Annotated in this window: 13 protein-coding genes; 7 read left to right on the forward strand and 6 right to left on the reverse strand. The window is 61.2% G+C overall.

Annotation, left to right across the window (positions count from 1 at the left end):
• Positions 1-39: 39 nt before the first annotated feature.
• The 4 genes from DESU86_RS07100 to DESU86_RS07115 form a co-directional block, all read right to left on the reverse strand.
• Entirely contained in the window at positions 40-522 is a 483-nt protein-coding gene (locus DESU86_RS07100) for a hypothetical protein (protein ID WP_179980418.1), read from the reverse strand.
• A gap of 393 nt (positions 523-915) precedes the next feature.
• Positions 916-2,082, reverse strand: coding sequence for a signal peptide peptidase SppA (gene sppA, locus DESU86_RS07105; protein WP_232088290.1), 1,167 nt, complete (start codon positions 2,080-2,082; stop codon positions 916-918).
• A gap of 57 nt (positions 2,083-2,139) precedes the next feature.
• Positions 2,140-3,825 (reverse strand): AMP-binding protein, encoded by a 1,686-nt coding sequence (locus DESU86_RS07110; protein ID WP_179980419.1) that lies wholly within the window; start codon positions 3,823-3,825, stop codon positions 2,140-2,142.
• Positions 3,826-3,882: 57 nt separating this feature from the next.
• Positions 3,883-4,452, reverse strand: a complete 570-nt coding sequence (locus tag DESU86_RS07115) for a helix-turn-helix domain-containing protein (protein WP_179980420.1) — start codon at positions 4,450-4,452, stop codon at positions 3,883-3,885.
• 347 nt (positions 4,453-4,799) lie between these two features.
• Here DESU86_RS07115 and DESU86_RS07120 point away from each other — a divergent pair, with 347 nt between their 5' ends.
• Entirely contained in the window at positions 4,800-7,616 is a 2,817-nt protein-coding gene (locus DESU86_RS07120) for a carbamoyltransferase HypF (protein ID WP_179980421.1), read from the forward strand.
• 184 nt (positions 7,617-7,800) lie between these two features.
• Here the strand turns inward: DESU86_RS07120 and DESU86_RS07125 are convergent, their stop codons facing one another.
• Positions 7,801-9,270 carry an RsmB/NOP family class I SAM-dependent RNA methyltransferase gene (locus DESU86_RS07125; protein ID WP_179981750.1) on the reverse strand — a complete coding sequence of 490 codons (1,470 nt, stop codon included), beginning with the start codon at positions 9,268-9,270 and terminating at the stop codon, positions 7,801-7,803.
• A gap of 404 nt (positions 9,271-9,674) precedes the next feature.
• Between DESU86_RS07125 and DESU86_RS07130 the strand changes: the two genes are divergently transcribed.
• The 3 genes from DESU86_RS07130 (at position 9,675) to purE (ending at position 13,654) form a co-directional block, all read left to right on the forward strand.
• Positions 9,675-11,357, forward strand: a complete 1,683-nt coding sequence (locus tag DESU86_RS07130; RefSeq protein ID WP_179980422.1) for an FG-GAP repeat domain-containing protein — start codon at positions 9,675-9,677, stop codon at positions 11,355-11,357.
• 234 nt (positions 11,358-11,591) lie between these two features.
• On the forward strand, positions 11,592-12,878 hold the full coding sequence (gene purD, locus DESU86_RS07135; protein ID WP_179980423.1) for a phosphoribosylamine--glycine ligase: 1,287 nt from the start codon (positions 11,592-11,594) through the stop codon (positions 12,876-12,878).
• A 278-nt stretch (positions 12,879-13,156) separates the two neighbouring features.
• The gene (gene purE / locus DESU86_RS07140) at positions 13,157-13,654 is read left to right on the forward strand and encodes a 5-(carboxyamino)imidazole ribonucleotide mutase (protein WP_179980424.1); all 498 of its coding nucleotides are present in this window, start codon (positions 13,157-13,159) and stop codon (positions 13,652-13,654) included.
• Positions 13,655-14,105: 451 nt separating this feature from the next.
• On the opposite strand, the gene DESU86_RS07145 is transcribed toward purE, so the two are convergent.
• On the reverse strand, positions 14,106-14,411 hold the full coding sequence (locus DESU86_RS07145) for a hypothetical protein (RefSeq protein ID WP_179980425.1): 306 nt from the start codon (positions 14,409-14,411) through the stop codon (positions 14,106-14,108).
• A 192-nt stretch (positions 14,412-14,603) separates the two neighbouring features.
• Here DESU86_RS07145 and mutL point away from each other — a divergent pair, with 192 nt between their 5' ends.
• The 3 genes from mutL (at position 14,604) to DESU86_RS07160 (ending at position 20,211) form a co-directional block, all read left to right on the forward strand.
• The gene (gene mutL / locus DESU86_RS07150) at positions 14,604-16,799 is read left to right on the forward strand and encodes a DNA mismatch repair endonuclease MutL (RefSeq protein ID WP_179980426.1); all 2,196 of its coding nucleotides are present in this window, start codon (positions 14,604-14,606) and stop codon (positions 16,797-16,799) included.
• Positions 16,800-16,982: 183 nt separating this feature from the next.
• A complete protein-coding gene (locus DESU86_RS07155; protein ID WP_179980427.1) occupies positions 16,983-17,459 on the forward strand; it encodes an EVE domain-containing protein in 477 nt (158 codons plus the stop codon).
• A gap of 550 nt (positions 17,460-18,009) precedes the next feature.
• Complete coding sequence (locus DESU86_RS07160) at positions 18,010-20,211, forward strand: autotransporter outer membrane beta-barrel domain-containing protein (RefSeq protein WP_179980428.1); 2,202 nt, start codon at positions 18,010-18,012, stop codon at positions 20,209-20,211.
• Positions 20,212-20,790: the final 579 nt, after the last annotated feature.

The raw sequence follows: 20,790 nt of genomic DNA on the forward strand, positions 1-20,790 counted from the left end.
TATGGCTGTGAAAATTTAGTAAATATGGTGAGTTATGCGCTATCTTGCCGTAAGGATTTTGTGCAGCAGGGGGGTCAGTTCGGGCGTCTTGCCCTTCACCGAGGCGTAGGCGCTGCTGAGGTCCTCGGGCCATTGTGCCTTGTTCAGGTCGGTGAACAGCTCCACCACGTGCGCTGCATCAGCCATGACAAGCACATCAAAGGGCACCATGGCGATTTTTACCGTAAAGCCATAGCCGTCTTCTCCCACTTTGCTGACAGGCCCGCCCTTGAGACTGCGGGACAGGTTCTCGGCGTGTTGCTGCAGCGTAACATCCTTGGCGCGGTCGGTTACGTTAATGGTGAAAAAATGGTCTTCATCGTCAAGCACAAAGAGCGCGCCGTCCCGCGTCATAAAGTTGCAGGAGTCAGGAATGTCAGCGGTCACAAAGGCCAGGTCATAGGGCTTGGCATGGGCTGGGGCCGCGACAAAGGCCAGACTCAGGGCCAGCAGCAAAAAGGTCAGGAAACGCTGGTGCGGCATACTATGTTCTCCGGGTAGGAACGGGCGGGCACGGCCCATGGCGGATTTGTGTCCGCCATGGGCCTGTTGCGCCGCCTTGATAAACGTGCAGGTAAGGAAACGCTGATCAGAGCAATTCAATTTTTAAATTGTTCTGGCGGCAGCGTGAGCAGACGTTCGCTACGGAGGCGTAAGCGCAGTTTATCTCGCGGTTAAACGCCGAAGTGAGCGTGCCTCAAACGTTGAGAATGCACATGCTCAACGTTAATCTGCCCTAAAGAGCCTCTTGGAAACGCGCAGTTGTTTCGTTTGGCAAGGCGCGATCTTTTTTTGAAGCAGGAGTGGACTCTTCTGTCCTCGACTGTTTCAAAAAAAGTGAAGCAACGCCGCCAAACGGAATAAATCAGCGTTTCCCTAAAACTGGTATAAAAAGGCCGGAGTACGCAGGTCGGTCTGGCCGCCGTTGCCGTGAAGGCCCACAAGGGCCGCCAGCCCGCCGATGGCGTCCACATCCACGCCAAGCATGGCCGTGAGGCCACGTCCCAGCCAGTTGCCTTCCTTGGGTCGGGTCAGCAGTTTGCGGTCAACGGGCACGCCCGTCTTCTGCGCCAGCCAGCGCTGGGCCTGCTCGCGGCCGCCCATTTCGTCCACAAGGCCGAGCCTGAGCGCTTCCTGCCCGGTATAGACCTTGCCGTTGGCCAGCTTGACGACCTGATCGCGCGGCATGTTGCGGCCCTGGGCCACAATGTCCACAAACTGGGTGTACATGTCGTTGAGCACGCCCTGAAAATAGGTGCGCTGTTCGGGCGTCATGGGCCGCATGTAGGAGGCGGCGTCCTTGTACGCGCCAACCACAAGGGTTTCCTGCCCCACGCCCACCTTGTCCATAAGGCCCTGAAGCTGGGGCACGTCCATGCGCACGCCAATGGAACCCGTCACCGTGGAGGGGTTGGCGAAAACGCGCTGCCCGGCCATGCTGACCATGAGCCCGCCGGACGCCGCCATGGAGCCCATGCTGACGGCCACGGGCATTTTTTGCGCCACCGCTTTCAGGGCGTCATAGATTTCCTGCGAGGCCGCCGCGCCGCCGCCGGGGGAATCCACACGCACAAGGATGCCCTTGACGGAAGGATTCTGCGCCACCTTGCGCAGCCATTCCAGGGTGGGTTCAGCGGAGAGTATGGGGCCGTTCACCGAAACAAGGGCGATGCGGCCGCCGCCCGTGAAGGAAGTTCCATCATCGCTTGCCTTGACCATAAGGCCGCCGATCAGGGCAAGGACCAGCAGGATGCCGCCCCAGAACACTATGGGGCGCCGTTTGCGGAAGGGGCGGCGCAGCAGGGTCTTCCATACTTCCGCCGGGATCTGGGCCAGGGGGCAGGCGGTGGCGCAACCCGCCTGCGTGAACTGCTGGCCGGACTGCTGGGCAGCTTGTTGCATGGGCTGCCCGGCGTCCTGCGCAGCGCCATTGCGGCCACTGCGGTCATTACCGCCGTTGTCGTCGTTGCCACCGTTGGTGGAAGGGCTTGGAGTCCCAATCATGGACAGGGGCTCGTCATAGGAAAATTCTTTATCACTCACGTTGTAATCCTTTGCGGAGGGGCCAGTGCCCCAGGTGCAGTTGCGGGCGCACAGCGCCTACAATTTGGGCTGCATGGGTTCGGGCCACAGCTCGGCCGCCTGCTCACGCAGTTTGTATTTTTGTATTTTGCCGCTGGCCGTAAGGGGAAAGCCAGAAATCATGGCAACATACTTTGGAATTTTGAACCAGGCTATCTTGCCCCGGCAGAACGCGCGCACGTCTTCCGGCTGTATCTCGACGCCCGGACGGGGAATGATGAAGGCCGCCACTTCTTCGCCATACTTGAAGCTGGGCACGGCGACCACCTGCACGTCCAGAACGCCGGGCATGGACAGAAGGTATTCTTCCACTTCGCGGGGATACACGTTTTCGCCGCCGCGGATGATCATGTCCTTGATGCGCCCTGTGATGCGCAGATAGCCTTCATCGTCCATCACGCCCAGGTCGCCGGAGTGCAGCCAGCCCTCGGGGCTGACGGTTCTGGCCGTATCCTCTGGCATATTGTAGTAGCCCTTCATGACATTATAGCCCCGGCAAAGGATTTCTCCAACCTGACCGCGCGGCAGCTCCTCGCAGGTTTCAGGGTTCGCCACGCGCACCTCGATGCCCGGCATGGCGCAGCCCACGGTTTCGCAGCGCTGCGCAAGGCTGTCGTGCATGTCGGACTGGGTCATGACCGGCGAGCCTTCGGTCAGGCCGTAACAGATGGTGATCTCCTTCATGTTCATGTCGTCAATGACGCGGCGCATGAGGGGTTCGGGGCAGATGGACCCTGCCATGATGCCCGTGCGCAGGCTGGACATGTCAAAGCGGTGAAAGAGCTTGTGTTCCAGTTCGGCCAGAAACATGGTTGGCACGCCGTAGAGGGCGGTGCAGCGCTCGGCGTCAACGGCGGCCAGCACCTTGAGCGGGTTGAAGGACTCAAGGATGACCATGGTGGCCCCGTGATTGACGCAGGCCGAAACACCGAGCACACAGCCAAAGCAGTGGAAGAGCGGCACGGGCAGGCACACGCGGTCATTGGGGCCGAAGTTCTGGTGGCGGCCTATCCAGTAGCCGTTGAGGCCCACGCCCACATGGGTGAGCATGACCCCGCGCGGAAAACCCGTGGTGCCCGACGTGTACTGCATGTTGATGACGTCCCAGGGGTGCAGCGAATCCTGCCGGGCCTGGTATTCCTCATCATCCACCATGACGGACAGGGAAAGGATTTCGGGCACGGAATACATGCCCCTGTGCTTCTCCATGCCCAGAAAGCAGACGCGCTTGAGGTGGGGCAGGCTTTTGCACACGAACGACTGGCGCGCCTGCACGCGCAGTTCGGGCGCGATGCGGTACAGTGTGTCCAGATAGTCGTGGTCTCGCACACTGTCGATAAGAAAGAGATTTTCGCATTCCGAATGGGTGAGCAGGTAGCGCAGTTCGTGTTCGCGGTAGTTGGTGTTTACCGTGATGAGTATGGCGCCGATCTTGGCGGTGGCAAACTGCAGGGCGACCCAGTAGGGCACGTTGGTGGCCCATACCGCCACCTTTTCGCCCTTTTGCACCCCAAGGGCCATGAGTCCCTTGGCAAAGCGGTCAACAATCTCGCCAAACTCCCGCCAGGTCTGACGAAAGTCGCGGTCGGCGTACACAACCGCCTCATTGTCGGGGAAGCGGCTTATGGTGTGATCAAGAATCTGCCCCAGTGTCCATTCGCGTAATTCGAACTGGGCCTGACGCTGGCGAACTTTTTCTTCCATACTGTCTCCTGTGATGCGCGTGCGGCAAGTGGTCGGGCGGAAATATTTCAGTTGATCCTACGAGTTGTAGGTCACGGCCAGAATTTCCACCGGCTCGTCACCCGCCGCGCCCACAAAGTGGGGCACGATGGAATTGTAGTAGATGGTTTCGCCGGGTTTCAGCACGTAGTTTTCGCGTCCGTAGACCACAAGCAGCGTGCCCTTGAGGACAAATATGAACTCTTCGCCCTGGTGCGAGCTGGTTTTGCGTTCACCGGCGTCAGGGAAAATGCGGATGTGGAAGGGCTCCATGTTGCGGTCGTTCTTGCCCTTGCCCAGGGGCTGATAGGTATAGCTCGGGCGGGGGATGCTGCCGGTGTGCAGGGCTTCTCCGCCTTCACAGTCATTGTTGATGCAGGCAATGATGGGGTCGCGGGTAAACTGGTCGTCCAAAAATGTTCCCAGGCGCACGCCAAGGGCGCGGGCCACCTTTTGCAAGGGGCCGATGCTGGGGTAGATGGCATCGTTTTCCAGCTTTTGCAGGTAGTTCTGGTCAAGGCCGGTATCCCGGGCCAGTGTTTCAAGGTCAAGCTCGCGTTCTTCACGGAATGACCGTATGCGGGAACCAATGGTACGGGTAGAGGGCATGGCGGGCTCCTGACTGTGACCCGGCCAGGATGCGTTGGTGCGCTGGTTTTCCGGGCGGGTTTTTCTGAGGTGGTTGAAACGTCAATATGGGGCTCAACCTAGCTAAAAGCTGTCTCGCCCGCAAGTCTGGGAAGCACGGATTAAAGAGCCTCCTGGAAACGCGCAGTTATTTCGTTTGGCAAGGCGCGAACTTTTTTTGAAGCAGGAGTGGACTCTTCCGTCCTCGGCTGTTTCAAAAAAAGTGAAGCAACGCAGCCAAACGGAATAAATCAGCGTTTCCCTTGGTATCACTGCGGCTGCCGGGGCATCCCTGCTGACAGGGCGGCATTTGTGCGATACTGTGCCGCATGAACGAAAAATGCACAGTACGGCGGGCTTTTGTGGCTTCCGGGCAGGTACAGGGCGTTGGCTTTCGCCCCTTTGTCTACAGGCTCGCGCACGAGGGCGGCCTCACGGGAACCGTGGGCAACACCTCGGAAGGCGTGCGCATGGAAGTGCAGGGCCTTGAGCAAGAGGTGCGCCGTTTTGGCCAGCGCCTGCGGGCGGAGCTTCCCCCTCTGGCCCGTCTTACCGGCCTGAAAGAGGAAGATCTGCCAATTGTGCGGCAGGAGGACGCCTTTGCCATTGTGCAGAGCAGCGGCCACGCCGGGCACAGCGTGCTGGTCAGCCCGGATGTGGGCGTGTGCGCCGACTGCCTGGCGGACATGGCTGATCCGCAAAATCCGCGTTACAACTATCCTTTCACCAACTGCACCAACTGCGGCCCGCGCTATACCATCACCCGTTCCATTCCGTACGACAGGGCAGTCACGTCCATGAGCTGCTTTCCCCTGTGCCCGCGCTGCGCGGCGGAGTATGCGAACCCGGCGGACAGGCGCTTTCATGCCCAGCCTGTGGCCTGCCCGGTCTGCGGGCCGACGCTCTGGTTTGTAAGCAAAGAAGACGCGGCGGCAGGGCGTACCTGTCCGCAATGGGCCAGCGCGCAGTCGGGCGGCTTGCAGGCAGTCAGGCCGCAGTCGGCCAGCGTGCAGTCGGGCGGCGTGCAGCCAGAAGGGCCGCAGTCGGCCCTCTCGCAGTCGGGCGGCGTGCAGTCAACCAGCGCACAGTTGGCGCGCCCGCAGTCAGTCAGCCCGTGTTCCGCTGGCGGGTCGGGATCTGCCCCGCAGCAGGATTGCGCGCAGGACAAGGAAACTTTGGCGCGCCTTGCCCTGGAGCGTTCGGGCCAGGTGCTGCTTGACGGCGGCATTCTGGCCATCAAGGGGCTCGGCGGCTTTCAGCTCGCCTGTGATGCCCGCAACGCCCAGGCCGTGGCGCTCTTGCGGCAGCGCAAAACCCGTCCGCACAAGCCGCTGGCGCTCATGGCCGGCGATCTTGCGATCGTCCGTTCCCTCTGTGATCTCACGCCGGAGCATGAAGCCCTGCTTGTGAGCCCGGAAAAGCCCATTGTGCTCTGTCCGCGCCGTCAGCAAGGCGAAGCGCCCTCACTGCCGCCGCAGGTGGCCCCGGATACGCGGCAGGTGGGATTCATGCTGCCCAACACCCCCCTGCACAGCGTGCTTTTTGACTGGCTGGCCGCCCGCGCGCCGCAGCCGCCCGTTCTGGTCATGACCTCGGCCAATGCGGGGGGCGAGCCCATCTGTCTTGGCAACAGGGAGGCGCTTGAGCGCTTGCCACACCTCGCGGACGCCTGGCTGCTGCACGACCGGGATATTCTGGTGCGTGTTGACGACAGCGTCATCACCCTGCAGCCGCACGCAGATCCGGCAGCGGTCGCCGCCCTTCCCGGCGCATCGCGGTCGGACAGGGGCGAACCGCTTTTTTACCGCCGCGCGCGGGGCTATGTGCCGCGCCCCGTGTTTCTGGCTGACAACCGGGCAACGGCAGGCACGGAAGCTGCGGCGGCTGCGGTTGACGCGGCTGCTACGTCGGCTGACGGCCCAGACCCTGCCTGCGTTCTTGGCACAGGAGCCGAGCTCAAGGCCACGGTCTGCATCACGCGCGGGCAGGAAGCCTTTGTGGGGCAGCATGTGGGTGATCTGGAAAACCCGTCGGTTATGGCTTTTTACGAAGAGGTGGTCACGCATCTGGAAAAGCTGCTGGAGGTTCGCCCCCAGGCCCTTGTCTGCGACCTGCACCCCGACTTTCTTTCCACGCGCTATGCCGAAGCCCGCGCCGCGCGCGAGGGTCTGCCCCTGTGGCGTTTGCAGCATCACGCGGCCCACGCCGCCGCTGTTCTGGCCGAAAACGCCTGTTTCAGTCCTGCTCTGGCTTTGTGTCTGGACGGCACGGGCCTTGGCGACGACGGCACGGTCTGGGGCGGCGAACTGCTTGTTATGGATCTTGGCAAGCCGGAATGGCGGCGGTTGGGGCGGCTCTCCCCCTTCGCCCTGCCGGGAGGGGACGCCGCCGTGCGCGAACCGTGGCGCATAGCCCAGGGCCTGATAATCCAGAGCCTGGCAACCCCGACCCTGAAAGGCCAGGCTGCGGAATACGGTCATCAGGATGCAGCCAGCGCGCTGGCTGGCGCGCCGTGGCTGCCGGAGCATGCTTTGGCATCCCGCGCCGTGGGGGAAATGCTGGCGCGCGGCATTAATTGCCCCGCCACTTCCAGTTGCGGGCGGCTGTTTGACGCCGTGGCGGCGCAGACCGGCCTGTGCCTGACCACCACCTATGAAGGACAGGCGGCCATACGACTGGAGGATGCGGCCAACAGGGCGCAAGGCCCGCTGGGGGCCGTGCTGGCCGGTCGCGCGCCCATGGCGGACATGCGCAAGATTCCGGGCATGATCTGGCCCGTGGGCGTGACGGAACGCGACGGCCTGCTGGAACTGGACAGCGCCGGACTTTTTGCCAGCGTAGCGCAGGGCCTTGCGCGCGGCATGCCCGTGGCCGAGGCGGCAGGGCGTTTTCATCTCAGTCTGGCGGAAGCTCTGGCGGTCATGGCGGGCAGGGCCGCCACATCGCTTGGCGTCACCACCGTGGGCCTCAGCGGCGGCGTCATGCAAAACGCCATTATGGCGCGGCTGCTGCCTCAGGCCCTGAACCATATGGGGCTGAAAGCGCTCACCCATCATGAATTGCCGCCCGGAGACGGCGGCCTGTCCCTGGGGCAGGCCGTGTGGGGCAGAAGAATGCTGGCCGCCGCGCGCAGCACGGCCTGTTAGGGTAGTGTTATTGTAAAATGCTTTGCGGGGGAGGGACCCTCCCCCTGAAACTTTTATTGTAGCTTATAGGGGACAATGAGGGATTTGCTCTGGAGCGGGGGCAAAGCATCACGCAGTCCGCCAAATTGCAATCAGTGACGTGCGGGAGGCCGTGAGGCGCGGCTGTTTTGCCGCCTGAATCGGGCTACCTGAAACCGGCCACAGCCCGCCCGTTCTTGAGGGCCACACGCCCCAGGGGCAGATCGCGCCACCACAGGGCGGCCTCGCGCCCCTGAAGTCCCGTCTGGCGGCTCTGCCCGCTGAGCAGGGCGCTGATGTCATTGAGATCTTCCAGCACAAGGCTTGAGGCCGCGTCCGGCTCTTCGGGCATCAGGGTTCGCAGGCGCGGGGCTGCGTCCAGCCTGCCGCCGCAAAGTTTGCCCAGCAGCGCTCCCTGCCATATGCAGTTCTGCGGCAAAAGGGCCGCAGCCTGGGACGGGATGAAGCGCACGTGATCGCCGTACAGCACGGCCTGGCCAGGGGGCAGCAGGGCCGGATCGCACGTGGGCCCGGCGAGACAGTCCGGCGGCAGGGGCTGCCCTAATGTCTGGCCCAAAGCCTGGCCCAACGTCTGGCCCAAAGCCTGGCCCGACGATTGTCGGGACGCGCGGCCAGCCCTTTTGCGCCCAAAACGCGAAGAACCGGAAAATTCGGAGTCCCATACAGACCTTGGGGAAACCCCGTCCGCGCTGCCGGATGCGGCGGCTGGCCCGCCGAGAGGCCCGCTGTCCGTGTTGCCCTGTGCGCTGCCTGCTCCGCTGCCCTGTGTGCCGCCTGTTCCGCCGTCGGGCATGGCGCCGGGCTTGCGCAAACGGGCCACATAAAATCCCTGGGCCTGGGAGCGTGCGCCGTCCACCCGCAGGGTGCCCTCGCCGCCGGGCAGTTCTTCCCAGACAAAGCCGGGGATGGGCGCAAGATGCTCGCGCACAAGGCCCAGTTCTTCTTCGGCAAAGCGTACCTGGTCTTCGTTTTCAGCCACATTGGTCGTGCAGGTCGAGTAGACGAGGCTCCCGCCGGGAGCCAGCAAATGCGCGGCATGGCGCAGCAGGCGCTGTTGCAGCGTGGTGAGGCTGTCCAGCTTGTCCCCTTGCCAGAGTTTGAGCACCTGCGGGTGCTTTTCGGCCGTGCCCCAGCCGGAGCAGGGAGGATCAAGCAGGATGGCGTTCCACGAAGCGGGGTGCAGGGGCAGGGCGTCGCCGCTGTAGAGGCAGGTTCCCGCCTGGATCAAATTGCACTGGTGCAGGTTGGCGCGCAGCGTGCCGAGGCGTGTGGGCGAGGGTTCGTTGCCCAGCACAAAGCCTGTGCGCCCCACAAGTTGCGCCAGAAAGCCCGTCTTGCTGCCGGGGCTCGCGCACATGTCCAGCACCGAGGCTCCCATGGTCGGGGCCAGGGCCACAGGGGGCAGCATGGACGAACGGTCCTGAATGTAAATATAGCCAAAAAAAGCCGCCAGCGAACTGCCCAGTGGGCGCGGTTCGGCCAGCAGGCGGCGGCACAGGGGAGAAAAAGGCTCAGGTTCGAATTCGTACCCCTGGGCGCGCAGCAAGGCCTCCACGGCTGTGGTATGCCTATGCTCACAAACAATACGGAATGAACGGGCGGCGGGTTTGGACATGGCGGCATAGTATGGGCAGGCTGTCAGGGCCGCAAGAGCTTTTTGCCGGAAAATCCGTGCGGACGGCATTTTCAAGATATTGCGCGGCGCGTCAACTGCGGGTATAGTGCGCCCGTGTGGCATCCATGCGGTGTCACGCCATCCGCGCCCGGCGCGGGTGAGCCCCGTGGGCCTGTTCGCTGCCGGATTTTTACGGCGGGCGACGACCCCAGGAAACCTGATCATCGGTTTTTTTGCATTTCAGGCGTCATTACAGCCCTTGCTATGGGCGTATGGCAGCCCTGCGCCGATTTTTGCGACGCGCTACGCCCAGAAACGGTCTTGCACACCGTACGTAAAAGCCGCCCTGATCGGAGCTTCCTTTACTTTATCGGGTATCTGGCAAGATACCCAAGGAGAACGGAATGAAATTTGCCATGCGACTGACTTTTGCGGTCTGCCTCGCGCTGCTCGCCGCCGGGTTGACTCCCACGGCGCAGGCTGCAGCCAAGAGTGCCGTGGTGCTGCCTTTCACGGTGAACGCGCCGCAAAGCTACGCCTATCTTTCCAAGGCCGTTCCGGCCACCATTCAGGGCCGTCTGAACCGCCCCGGCGTGCTCGATGTGCGTCCTGTCCAGGGCAAGGCCTCTTCGCAGGCCGAAGCCAGCAAGATTATGCACTCCTCCGGCGCGGACAACGCCATATGGGGGTCAGTCAATGTGGTTGGCAATGACTGCACCATTGAAGTCAACAGTGTGGACAAAGCCGGAAAAACCTGGAGCAAGACGGCCCAGAGTCCCGTGAGCGGCCTGACGGGCGCTGTGCAGAACCTGAGCGCCGCCCTGGGCCAGGAAGTGTTCGGCATAGCCGGCGTTCGCGCCCCCGGCACTACGGCGGCCTCCGGCCCCCGTGGCACGGTGGCTCCCGGCGGCGACATCATCACCAATGAAACGGGACAGCAGCAGGTGTACCTGAACCCGCAGTTCCGTTATCAGGGCTCAGGTTCCGGCGACGGTTCGCGTCTGCGCAGCCAGCGTCTGCCCTACACCATGGTGGGCATGCTGGTGGGCGACTTTAACGGCGACGGCAAGAACGAAATCTGCGTGATGAGCGACAACCACCTGCGCATCTATTCCTGGGACGGCGCAAGCCAGCTCAAGCTGCTGGGTGAAACCCTTGTTTCGCGTTCCAACCAGAACTTCTCCATGCGGGCCATGGACCTCAACCGTGACGGCGCCATGGATATTGTGGTTACCACCGTCGAAAACGAAAGCAACCGTCCCTACAGCTATTTCTTCAGCTTCAAGGGCAACAAGTTCACCCAGGTGGCGGAGCGCATCCCCTACTACGTAAGCGTGCTGCGCGTGCCGCCCACCTTTGCGCCCACCCTCGTGGGGCAGAGCTGGGATTCGCTCAAGCTTTTTGCCCCCGGCGTCTACACCATGGTGAAGACCAACGGCAAATACTCCTTCGGTTCCCGGCTTGACCTGCCCACAGGAGCCACGGTCTTTAACGTGACATGGCTGCCCGGCGGCAAGGCCGGCAAGGGCGAGCAGCTTATCATGCTGACTGACGACGAGCGCCTCAAAGTCTTCCAGGGCAATGGCAACACGCTCATCCATACCACCATGGAACGCTTCTCCGGCTCGGCCACCGGCATGGATCACTACAAGGGCATGCCCGGCCTCGGCGTGGACAAGAACTACCAGTTGCCCAGCAAGTACTATGCGCCCATGAATCTCATCGCTGCCGACATCGGCCACACGGGCGAATACACCCTGCTGATCAACAAACCCATATCCACGGCTTCGCAGATATTCGACCGCTACCGCTACTTCCCGCAGGGCGAAATTCACGCTCTGTACTGGGACGGCGTGGGCCTCGGCCTCAAGTGGAAGACGCGCCGCATCCGTGGTTCCGTGGCTGCTGTGGATCTGGCTGACGCCACCAACAACGGCACCCTTGATCTTGTGGTGGGACTGAACACCTCGCCGGACCTCGGCGTGGGCAGCCGCCAGTGCCTGATCACGGCCTATCCGCTGGACGTTTCGGCCACGGATCCCAATGTGCCGGCTGACATGAGCGACTTTGAAGTGAGCCCCAATTAGAGCAGTTTGCGAACACAATGAATTAACTGCTCGGCAAGGATTTTCCTGAAAATCCTTGCCGCGAAATGCGAGCAGGCAGGTTTTTGTCTGCCATACGCGAGCATTTCAAGCGTCAAATGCTCTAGATAACGTCGGGCGCGGACAGCCCGCCGCAGAACGCGTGGGCTGTCCGCCCCTGGCAAAGCCCCCTTTTAGGGGCTTTGCTTTTTCATCAGTACACGGCAAGGAGACGGCATGCGCATCCTGGTGATTGGTTCCGGTGGGCGGGAACACGCCCTGGTCTGGAAATTCATGCAAAGCCCCGGCGTGAAGGCGGTCTTCGCAGCGCCCGGCAACGGGGGAACCAGCAGAGAGGGCGCGGTCAATGTGCCTGTACCTGTTGACGACCTGGACGGGCTGGTGGCCCTGGCGCGCAAAGAAAACATCGATCTTGTGATGCCCGGCCCCGAACTTCCTCTGACTCTGGGCATTACCGACCGCATGCGCGAAGCGGGCATAGCCTGTTTCGGCCCCGACAGTTACGGCGCAAAGCTCGAAGGCAGCAAGGCCTTTGCCAAGGAAATCATGGCCAGGGCCCAGGTGCCCACGGCGCACAGCGCCGTGTTCAGCGATGCGGAAATGGCCAAAAATCATGTGGCCAAAGTGGGCGGGCCCCTGGTGGTCAAGGCCGACGGCCTGGCCGCGGGCAAGGGCGTCATCATGGCGACCGACTCTCAGGAAGCCCTGCAGGCCATTGACGACATCATGAGCGCCAGGGCCTTTGGCTCCGCTGGCGATCTTGTGGTGCTGGAAGAATGGCTTGTGGGTGAGGAAGCCTCCTTCCTGTGCCTGTGCGATGGCGAACGCGCCGTGCCGCTGCCCTCGGCCCAGGACCACAAGCGTGTTTTCGACAATGACGAAGGCCCCAATACCGGAGGCATGGGCGCGTACAGCCCCGCCCCCGTCCTGCCCGACGACATGCTGGAGGAAATGGCCGACCTCACCGTGCGGCCCATCCTGCGCGAGCTTGCCAAGGACGGCCACCCCTTTGTGGGCGTGCTGTATGCCGGGCTGATGATGACCGCCGACGGCCCCAAGGTGCTGGAGTACAACGTGCGCTTTGGCGACCCGGAATGCCAGCCCATGCTCATGCGGCTTGAAGGCGATCTGCCCCGTATCATGCTGGACGGCATTGCTGGCAAGCTTGACCCCACCAGTATCGGGCAAAGCGCCAAGACGGCTCTGGGCGTGGTCATGACCGCAGAAGGCTACCCCGGCGCGTACACAAAGGGGGTGCCCATTACCGGCATCAGCGAAGCGGACGCGCTGCCCGGCGTAAAGGTTTTTCACGGCGGCACGACCATCAGGGACGGCGCGCTGGTGTCCAGCGGCGGCCGCGTGCTTTGCGTGACGGCGCTGGGTGATGACCTTGAGGACGCGCAAAGGGCCGCCTATGCGGGCGTTGAGAAGATTCGCATGGATGGCGGCTTTTACCGCAAGGACATAGGGCAGAAGGGCATCAACCGGCTGAAAGGCAAATAGGTCCGCAGCCAGCAGCACGTTCACACGGAGCGCCTTCATGCCGAAGCGCTCTGGAGCGTTTTACCTTTGAAAAAGTGTAAACGCGCTAAGAAAACAGTGAGTAAAGAGCCTCCTGGAAACGCGTAGTTGTTTCGTTTGGCAAGGCGCGATCTTTTTTCAAGCAGGAGTGGACTCTTTCGTCCTCTGTTTCAAAAAAAGTGAAGCAAGTCCGCCAACCGGAATAAATCAGCGTTTCCCTGGATTACCCCCGGCCCAGAGCCGGATTCAGAGGATACGACATGGCGCAAGTAGTCATATTGATGGGTTCGCAGTCTGATGAAGACAAGGTCAGCCCCTGTGTTGAAGTGCTGAAAAGCCTGGGTGTAAGCTGTGTCATTACGGTCAGTTCCGCCCACCGCACCCCTGAACGCACGGAAAGGCTGGTGAGCGAGCACGAAGCCGCAGGCGCACAGGTATTTATCTGCGCGGCGGGCATGGCGGCGCATCTGGCCGGGGCCGTGGCCGCGCGCACCACGCGCCCTGTCATAGGCATTCCCGTGTCCAGCGTGGCCCTTGGCGGCATGGACGCCCTGCTGGCCACTGTGCAGATGCCCCCAGGATTCCCCGTGGCCACCGTGGCTCTGGACAAGGCCGGAGCGCGCAACGCCGCCTGGCTTGCCGCCCAGATTCTGGCTCTGACGGATCCTGCCCTTGCCGACAGGATCAAGGCCGCCCGCGCGAAAATGCGGGACGACGTGGAAAAGGCCGGCGAAGAAATCACCCGCAAATACGCCTGAGCCGCAGCGCCGCAGGGCGTTGCAATGCTTTGTGGGGGAGGGACCCTTTTGCAAAAGGGTCCCTCCCCCACGCCCCCACCCCCTAAAACTCTTAGTATGTTTTAGAGCATTTTACCTTAATTGGTTACACGACATCCAAGTGGAAGAACCGCTGTCGCTATCCGTAGCGATGCTGTCCTGCCCCGTAAGGCGGCCCCGCCAACGGTTCAGACAAGCCCGCAGGAGCGGGCAACGGTTACTGCAAAGATGGCTATTCTCAATGCAAAAAGGCTCTAAAAGACCGGGGCCGCCTGCACGGATGAGGCTGGCGTCTGGGAGCCCACTGCGGGGCATGCGGCCCGGTGAAAAAATAAAAAGGCCTTCGGAAAAATAAAAAGGCCGCCGGGCACATGAACCGGCGGCCTTGCTTCAGGGCAGGTGGGGTAAAACCCGCCCCTTGTCTACGCATTGTTTACGCATTGCCGAAATAGGGCGGACGGCGCGTCTGCGCGTCGCCACTGACGCGGAAAATCTGGACAGTGTAGTGTCCTGTGCCGCCGCACGTGGGGCAGGCGTCCGTCACCAGCAGGCAGGACGCGTCCAGTTCCAGCGGGTCAATGCCCGCAATGCCGAGAATATGTGTGGCCTTGCCCTGCTCCCACATAACCGGCGAACCACAACGTCCGCATTCCACATAAAGAAGTTCAGGGTCATAACCCTTGCCCACAAGGGGGCCGCGCAGCGGTTCGGCAATGGCCTTGAGCGTATTGTTATGCATTATTCCCTCCCGCAGGCCCCGGCGCACTTTGGCCGCGCGTATGGTCGCGGTTGCGGCACGTCCTTTAAGCCTTACCTTCCATAGATAAGCACCTCTGGCTGCAAGGCAAGTCCTGTGGCGCACCCGGGCCCTGTTTTTTCTCGCGTGGCGCTGCAGCTTGCCATGCGCCAAACGGCCGATTAGAGTGGAACCATGTCTGAAAATAAACGTCATATACGTCTGCTGCCGCCTGAGCTGCGCAACCAGATCGCCGCTGGCGAAGTGGTTGAACGGCCCGCCAGCGTGTTGAAGGAACTGGTGGAAAACAGCCTGGACGCCCAGGCCAACCAGATAGATGTTTGCCTTGAAAACGGCGGCCAAAGCCGCATCAGCGTGCAGGATGACGGTTGCGGCATCCCCGCTGAAGACCTGGAACTGGCCGTTACCCGTCACGCCACCAGCAAGATTGCCTGCCTTGAAGATCTGGAGCGCATCCTGTCCTACGGATTTCGTGGCGAGGCTTTGCCGAGCATAGCCTCGGTGTCGCGTTTTTCCATTACCTCCGCCCATGCCGGGGAGGACGGGAATGTGACGGCGCACCGGGTGGAAGTGGAACACGGCCTGCTTAAAAGTTCTGGCCCGGCGGCCCTGCACAGGGGCACTCTGGTGGAGGTGCGCGACCTTTTTTCCAATATACCAGCTCGCCTGAAATTTTTAAAGACCCCCTCCACGGAGTTCAAGCGCGCTCAGGACTGGCTGGCCCGTCTGGCGCTCACCCGGCCCGAGGTGGGCTTCAGCCTGCATTCGGGCGAGCGCGAGGCCCTGCGTTTTCTGCCGGGGCAGACCCTTGCCGGGCGTCTCGGCATCCTGTGGCCACGGCTTGTGGTGGACGCCCTGCGCCCCTTTGACGGCCAGAGGCACGGCATACGCGCTCACGGTCTGGCGGCCCTGCCCAATGTGAGCCAGCCGCGCGGCGACCGCATCCTGCTCTACGTCAACGGGCGCTCCGTCACGGACAAACGCCTGCTGGCCGCCGTGCGCGAAGCCTACAAGGGGCGCATGACCAGCCGTGACTATCCGCAGATCGTGCTTTTTGTGGAAATGGACCCGGCGGAGGTGGACGTCAACGTGCACCCGGCCAAGAGCGAAGTGCGCTTCAGGGACGAATCCGCAGTTTTTTCCGCAGTGCTGCACGCAGTTCAGGCCGCGCTTGTCACGTCCTTTGACGTGGCCGACGCCGCCTGGCATGACGCTGGCGCGGCGTCTGCGGGCACGGCCTTTATGGGCGGGACGGATCACGCTGCCGGGGAATCCGCTACGGAATCCACGGGCGCTGTCACGCGGCCCATGGGCTTCTGGGGGCGGCTCGACAATCCCCCCCTTGTGGAGCGCCCGGAACGGGACAGCCTCGCGGATGCGGGCCCATGGCAGGCCAGCGCGCCTGCAGCCACGGCCTCCGCCGCAGCCCACACCGCATATGCCCAGAACCCGCCCCACGGCTTCGGCCAGGGGGACATGCCTGCCCACATGCCTGCCCAGATGGACGGGCCAGCCAGCCAGTACGGCCACAATCAAGGCTGGGAGCAGGCGAACGGGGCACAGTCGCCCCCAGGCCCGGAACACGGAGCGCAACCCTTGGGCGTGGCAACGCAGGGCCATGCGCAAAGCGGGGAACAGTCGAGTCCCGCCGGGGTGTTTGTGCGCCCCGAAGGCGTGGACGCCCATGGAAGTATGGCGGAAGCCAGCGCGCCCTATGGCTCTGGCCTGAATGCCGAAATCTCTGGCCCGGACGCCGCCGCGCGCGCGGCCGAATCGTATGCCGATGGCGAAAGCGTGCGGGATCGTCAGCCCCTGCGCGTGGAAAATGTGGAGTATCTGGGCCAGGTGGCCGACACCTACCTTGTGCTGCGCGACAGGGCCGGAGCATTGCTTTTGCTGGATCAGCACGCTGCCCACGAGCGCATACTCTATGCCCGCATGCGCAAGGGCGCTTTTGCGGGGTCGGGTCAGTTGCTGGCCTTGCCGCTGGAAATGTCCCTGCACCCGGCAGAGCGCGAACGGCTTTTTGATTTGAGGTCCACGCTGGAATCCCTTGGGTTTGTGCTCGAAACCACGGCCAGCGGGCTTGAGGTCAGGGGCATGCCGCCTGTTCTTTCGCGGGCCGAGGCCAGGGACTTTCTGCGTGAAGCGCTGGCGGGCCGCAAGGACGATCTGGCGGACATGTTCATATCCATGTCCTGCAAGGCTGCCATCAAGGCCGGGCAGCGCCTCACCGACGACGAAGCCGCCGGGCTGCTGCGTCAGTGGCTGGCCACCGACGCCAGGGAGTATTGCCCACACGGCCGCCCCTGCATCCTGCGCTGGGACGCCACGGAGCTGGAAAAGCTGTTCAAGCGGAGGCAATCGTGATGTGGCGTGGTTGCGCGTGAACTTTGAGCGTGTTCGTAACGAGCAAAATACGCCCTGACATAAAGCGTGGCTGGCATTTGGCTTGAAGGATGCCTGAAACCCCGGCGCAATAACATTGACGCCTCAAGCTGCATATATTCGCCAATCCGGCTTTTCGTGAAGCCTGCAGTCTGGAGAGTTCTTATGGAAAAGAAATATTGGCTCCTGAAGTCCGAGCCTGGGTGCTATTCCATCGACGATCTTGCGGCCGAGCCGGAACAGATCACCTGCTGGAGCGGCGTGCGCAACTATCAGGCGCGCAACTTTCTGCGGGATCAGATGTCTGTGGGCGATATGGTCATTTTTTATCACAGCGTCACGGACCCCTCGGCCATGGGCGTGGCCTGTGTGGTCAGGGCCGGCTACCCCGACCCCACCGCCTGGGAACCGGAAGACGAGCATTTTGATCCCAAATCAACGCCCGAAAGGCCGCTCTGGTATGCGGTGGATGTGCGCTTTGTCAAAAAATTCGCCAATGCCGTGCCGCTCAAGGCCATGCGCATGGATCCCGCCCTGGCGGGGATGGAATTGCTGCGCAAGGGGTCGAGGCTTTCGGTTATGCCCGTGAGCAAAGAAGAATTTGAGATTGTTTGCAGAATGGGGGACCCGCTGGGCGCGTAGTAGGGGCGCTGGCCGTTCAGGCTGTCAGCGCCTTTTGGGGCGCGCCTTTTTGAGGGGAAAGGCATATTTTTGCCGTCGTCGGAAACGTTTTCGACGCTTACCTATGAAAATTTGCTTAAATCTATAAGTAAACGCGCTGAAATTGTTAAAAAATGTAATGTTATACGGGGAGTACAGTCAGAAGATTGCTCAGAATTTTATTTTCTGACATGCTTTGCCCACTTTCCAATCACAAGCGAAAAATAGTGTCGCCCGTCGGATATGGACGACATGCCATTTTCGATGTCATTTCTGGCTGCGATTCATATCCATTGTTTTTTTGGGGTGTCAAATCTTGCAACGACACTATCCAGCGTGAAAAAGCAGAACGCTTTCATTCAAAATCAGTAACACAATATGGGGGCAGATTTGCGGGTCATATTCGCGCACGAGATAGGTGCCGCGTAGTTAAAACCTGATCTGGCAGGCATTAACACAGCAGAATTCTTATTTGACGTGCGCTTGCAACTAAAGTGTTCCAAAATGATGTTTTCATCTGAGAGAAATTACCATGTTGCATCATAAGCTGCACGTCTTGCCACTTGTTTTTGCGGCTCTGCTCTTTCTGTTGCCGCTGCATGGTCTGGCCGCCACTGTGGAGTATAGTTCTGGAACGCATCTTTACCTTATCGGCAACCCTGTCAATGCGGGGGACAGCGCTGGCATGGGCGGCCAGGACGACCCCAACGCGCTTGTCAACAATGCCAATGCTTCCGGCAATACCGTGACCGTAGCGGGCGGTATGGTAAATTTGATCATCAGCGGCGGCTGTTATATTGATAAATATCGCACAGATGTTGTGGCCAACGACAACCGGGTGGACATCACAAATTTCACAGGAGGAGAGAACACTCGGGTTTATGGCGGATCTGCCTGGTCTATGGCAAATACCAGCGGCATCACCGTCACAACCACGGGCAATAATGTAACCGTCAGGGGGGGGAGGTTCTACAGCATTTTCGGCGGCTTTGCTTCCACCCTTTACGGCTTTGCTCTGTCTGGCGGCAACAGGGTGCATGTTACCGGCGCCAATGTGGATTTCATTAGTGGCGGCGAAGCCCATACAAGGGGTACGGAGGCCATAGCCGCGGGAAATGAGGCGATTGTCATAGACAGCACGGTCACCAAGGACATTTATGGCGGCTTTGCTTTTGCCCCTGTTGGCACCGCCATTGCTATGGGCAATAGCGTAATCCTCAGCGGCGGCGCGGTAAGCGGCGATATCTATGGCGGCGTTAGCGCACTTTCTGTTGGCGCCGGCGTGGGCGGTTCGGCCACGGGCAACAGCGTGACCATCAGCGGCGCTCCCAACCTGGCAAACAGCAAACTTTACGGCGGCATTGTCAGAAATGGAACAGACCCTCTTGAGGTTAGATACGGAGATGCCTTCAGCGGCAACACCCTGAATATAAAAACATCGGGCCTGACTGTGCAGGGCCTGTACAATTTTCAGAATATCAACTTCTACCTGCCCTCCTCCCTGGCGGCGGGGGATACCGCACTCACCACGACCGGCGAGGCGCGTCTTTCTGAAAACGACGGTGGCACAGGCAGAAAGGCCACAATCAACGTGGGTGTTGCGGGCGGTGCCGCACCGCTAAAAAATGGGGACCAAGTGGTGCTCATCAACGCCGGAACGCTGACCGGCACACCCGCCAACAGCACGGTCAACAGTCAGGGCGTGACCCTGCGTTATAGTTTCGACATTCTGACTCAGGGCAATAAATTGCTGGGCACTGTCACCTCTTCCAGCGTGAACCCGCAAGCTAAAGCTCTGTCAGAAGGATTTATTGGCGGCATGGCCATGACGTTGCAAGGAGCGGATCTCGCGGCGGGCAAGGGTATGGAATCTGCCGTGCAGGCCTCTTCCGGTGCGGGTGAGAGCGGGTTTGCCGGGTTCGGCGCGCTTTCTGGCGGTTCACTTCGCTTCAACACCGGCTCTCATATGGACATGAGGAGCCTGTCTCTGCTCACTGGCCTTGCCTGGGGCGTTGATTGTACCCTTGGACGTTTTACAGCGGGTCCTTTTTTCGAGTACGGCAATGGCTCGTACAATACCGCCAACTCCTTCAGCAATGCCGCTGACGTGGACGGCAACGGCAACACGCACTATTTGGGCGGTGGCCTGCTGGCCCGTATGGATTTCACATCCACTGGCCCCGGTCATTTTTATACCGAAGCCAGCGGGCGCGCAGGATCGATACACAATAAATACGACAGCTCAGACCTGCGCGACGCCACCGGGCGCGAGGCGGAGTATGACAGCGACACGCCGTACTACGGGCTGCATCTGGGCGCAGGCTATATATGGAACATTACTGACGCTGCCAGTCTTGACCTCTATGGCAAGTACTTTTGGACGCGGCAGACGGGCGATTCCATCAGTCTGTCCACTGGCGACCCCATTGATTTTGATGATGTGTACTCCAGCCGTCTGCGGTTTGGTTCTCGCTTCGCCTATCTGGTAAATGAATATGTCAGCCCCTACGCTGGTGTTGCCTGGGAACATGAATTCGACGGCAAGGCCCGCGCCTCCACCAATGGCTTCAATATGCAAGCCCCATCCATGCGCGGTGATACCGGCATCGGTGAGTTGGGCCTGTTGCTCAAGCCCTCCCAAACGCTGCCCCTTTCCTTTGACCTCGGCGTGCAGGGGTATACGGGCAAAAGAGAGGGTGTGACAGGCAGCCTGCAGGCCAAGTGGGAGTTTTGAAGATAAACAGCAGCAGCTGCCAAAATCTATAATGGACTGTCCTTTGAGAGGGGATTTTTGTGCCCTGCGGGCACGGGAGCTTTCTCATTATTAGTGTTTTGGCCGCCTGCGCGGCGTGCGGCAAGGCGGGGCCGGTTATGGGGCTGCGCCCCCTTCTCAGCCCCCCTTGCATCCCCCCCGAAGCACCCCGCTGGGGTTTTCCAGCTTCCGACATTTCGCGAGGGTTGCGCGGCTGCTGCTCCGGGAGTTTCCTCGCTCCGCTCGGCGATCTCCCTGCGCGCCGCGCAATGCCAGCGTGCGACTTCGCGCTGCATGCGAGTTTTCATGTCAGGGCATGTTCACCGAAGGCAGGAGGCCGTCGCATTGGCTGCGGGAAGTCTCAGGAATGGCGGCTGGTTGATGGGGAAAAGTACGTTGTGGGCGTGCGCCTTCACGCTGCATGGGAGAGCGTGCAAAAGGCGTCAAGCCACGATCGTGCGCCGATGCTGTGCGGAATGCTGATGTGAATGCTTCACTGTGAGCGGCAGCGAGCTGAAATAATTACATAACATCATGAAGTTGTTCTATCATGCAGACGAT

The sequence above is a fragment of the Desulfovibrio sp. 86 genome (genome assembly GCF_902702915.1).
Lineage (GTDB): Bacteria > Desulfobacterota > Desulfovibrionia > Desulfovibrionales > Desulfovibrionaceae > Desulfovibrio.

Excerpts from the sequence above, each read along its gene's own strand:
- DESU86_RS07100 (WP_179980418.1), bottom strand. The coding sequence starts at position 522 with ATGCCGCACCAGCGTTTCCTGACCTTTTTGCTGCTGGCCCTGAGTCTG.
- DESU86_RS07110 (WP_179980419.1), bottom strand. The coding sequence starts at position 3,825 with ATGGAAGAAAAAGTTCGCCAGCGTCAGGCCCAGTTCGAATTACGCGAA.
- DESU86_RS07115 (WP_179980420.1), bottom strand. The coding sequence starts at position 4,452 with ATGCCCTCTACCCGTACCATTGGTTCCCGCATACGGTCATTCCGTGAA.
- DESU86_RS07120 (WP_179980421.1), top strand. The coding sequence starts at position 4,800 with ATGAACGAAAAATGCACAGTACGGCGGGCTTTTGTGGCTTCCGGGCAG.
- DESU86_RS07125 (WP_179981750.1), bottom strand. The coding sequence starts at position 9,270 with ATGTCCAAACCCGCCGCCCGTTCATTCCGTATTGTTTGTGAGCATAGG.
- DESU86_RS07130 (WP_179980422.1), top strand. The coding sequence starts at position 9,675 with ATGAAATTTGCCATGCGACTGACTTTTGCGGTCTGCCTCGCGCTGCTC.
- purD (WP_179980423.1), top strand. The coding sequence starts at position 11,592 with ATGCGCATCCTGGTGATTGGTTCCGGTGGGCGGGAACACGCCCTGGTC.
- purE (WP_179980424.1), top strand. The coding sequence starts at position 13,157 with ATGGCGCAAGTAGTCATATTGATGGGTTCGCAGTCTGATGAAGACAAG.
- DESU86_RS07145 (WP_179980425.1), bottom strand. The coding sequence starts at position 14,411 with ATGCATAACAATACGCTCAAGGCCATTGCCGAACCGCTGCGCGGCCCC.
- mutL (WP_179980426.1), top strand. The coding sequence starts at position 14,604 with ATGTCTGAAAATAAACGTCATATACGTCTGCTGCCGCCTGAGCTGCGC.
- DESU86_RS07155 (WP_179980427.1), top strand. The coding sequence starts at position 16,983 with ATGGAAAAGAAATATTGGCTCCTGAAGTCCGAGCCTGGGTGCTATTCC.
- DESU86_RS07160 (WP_179980428.1), top strand. The coding sequence starts at position 18,010 with ATGTTGCATCATAAGCTGCACGTCTTGCCACTTGTTTTTGCGGCTCTG.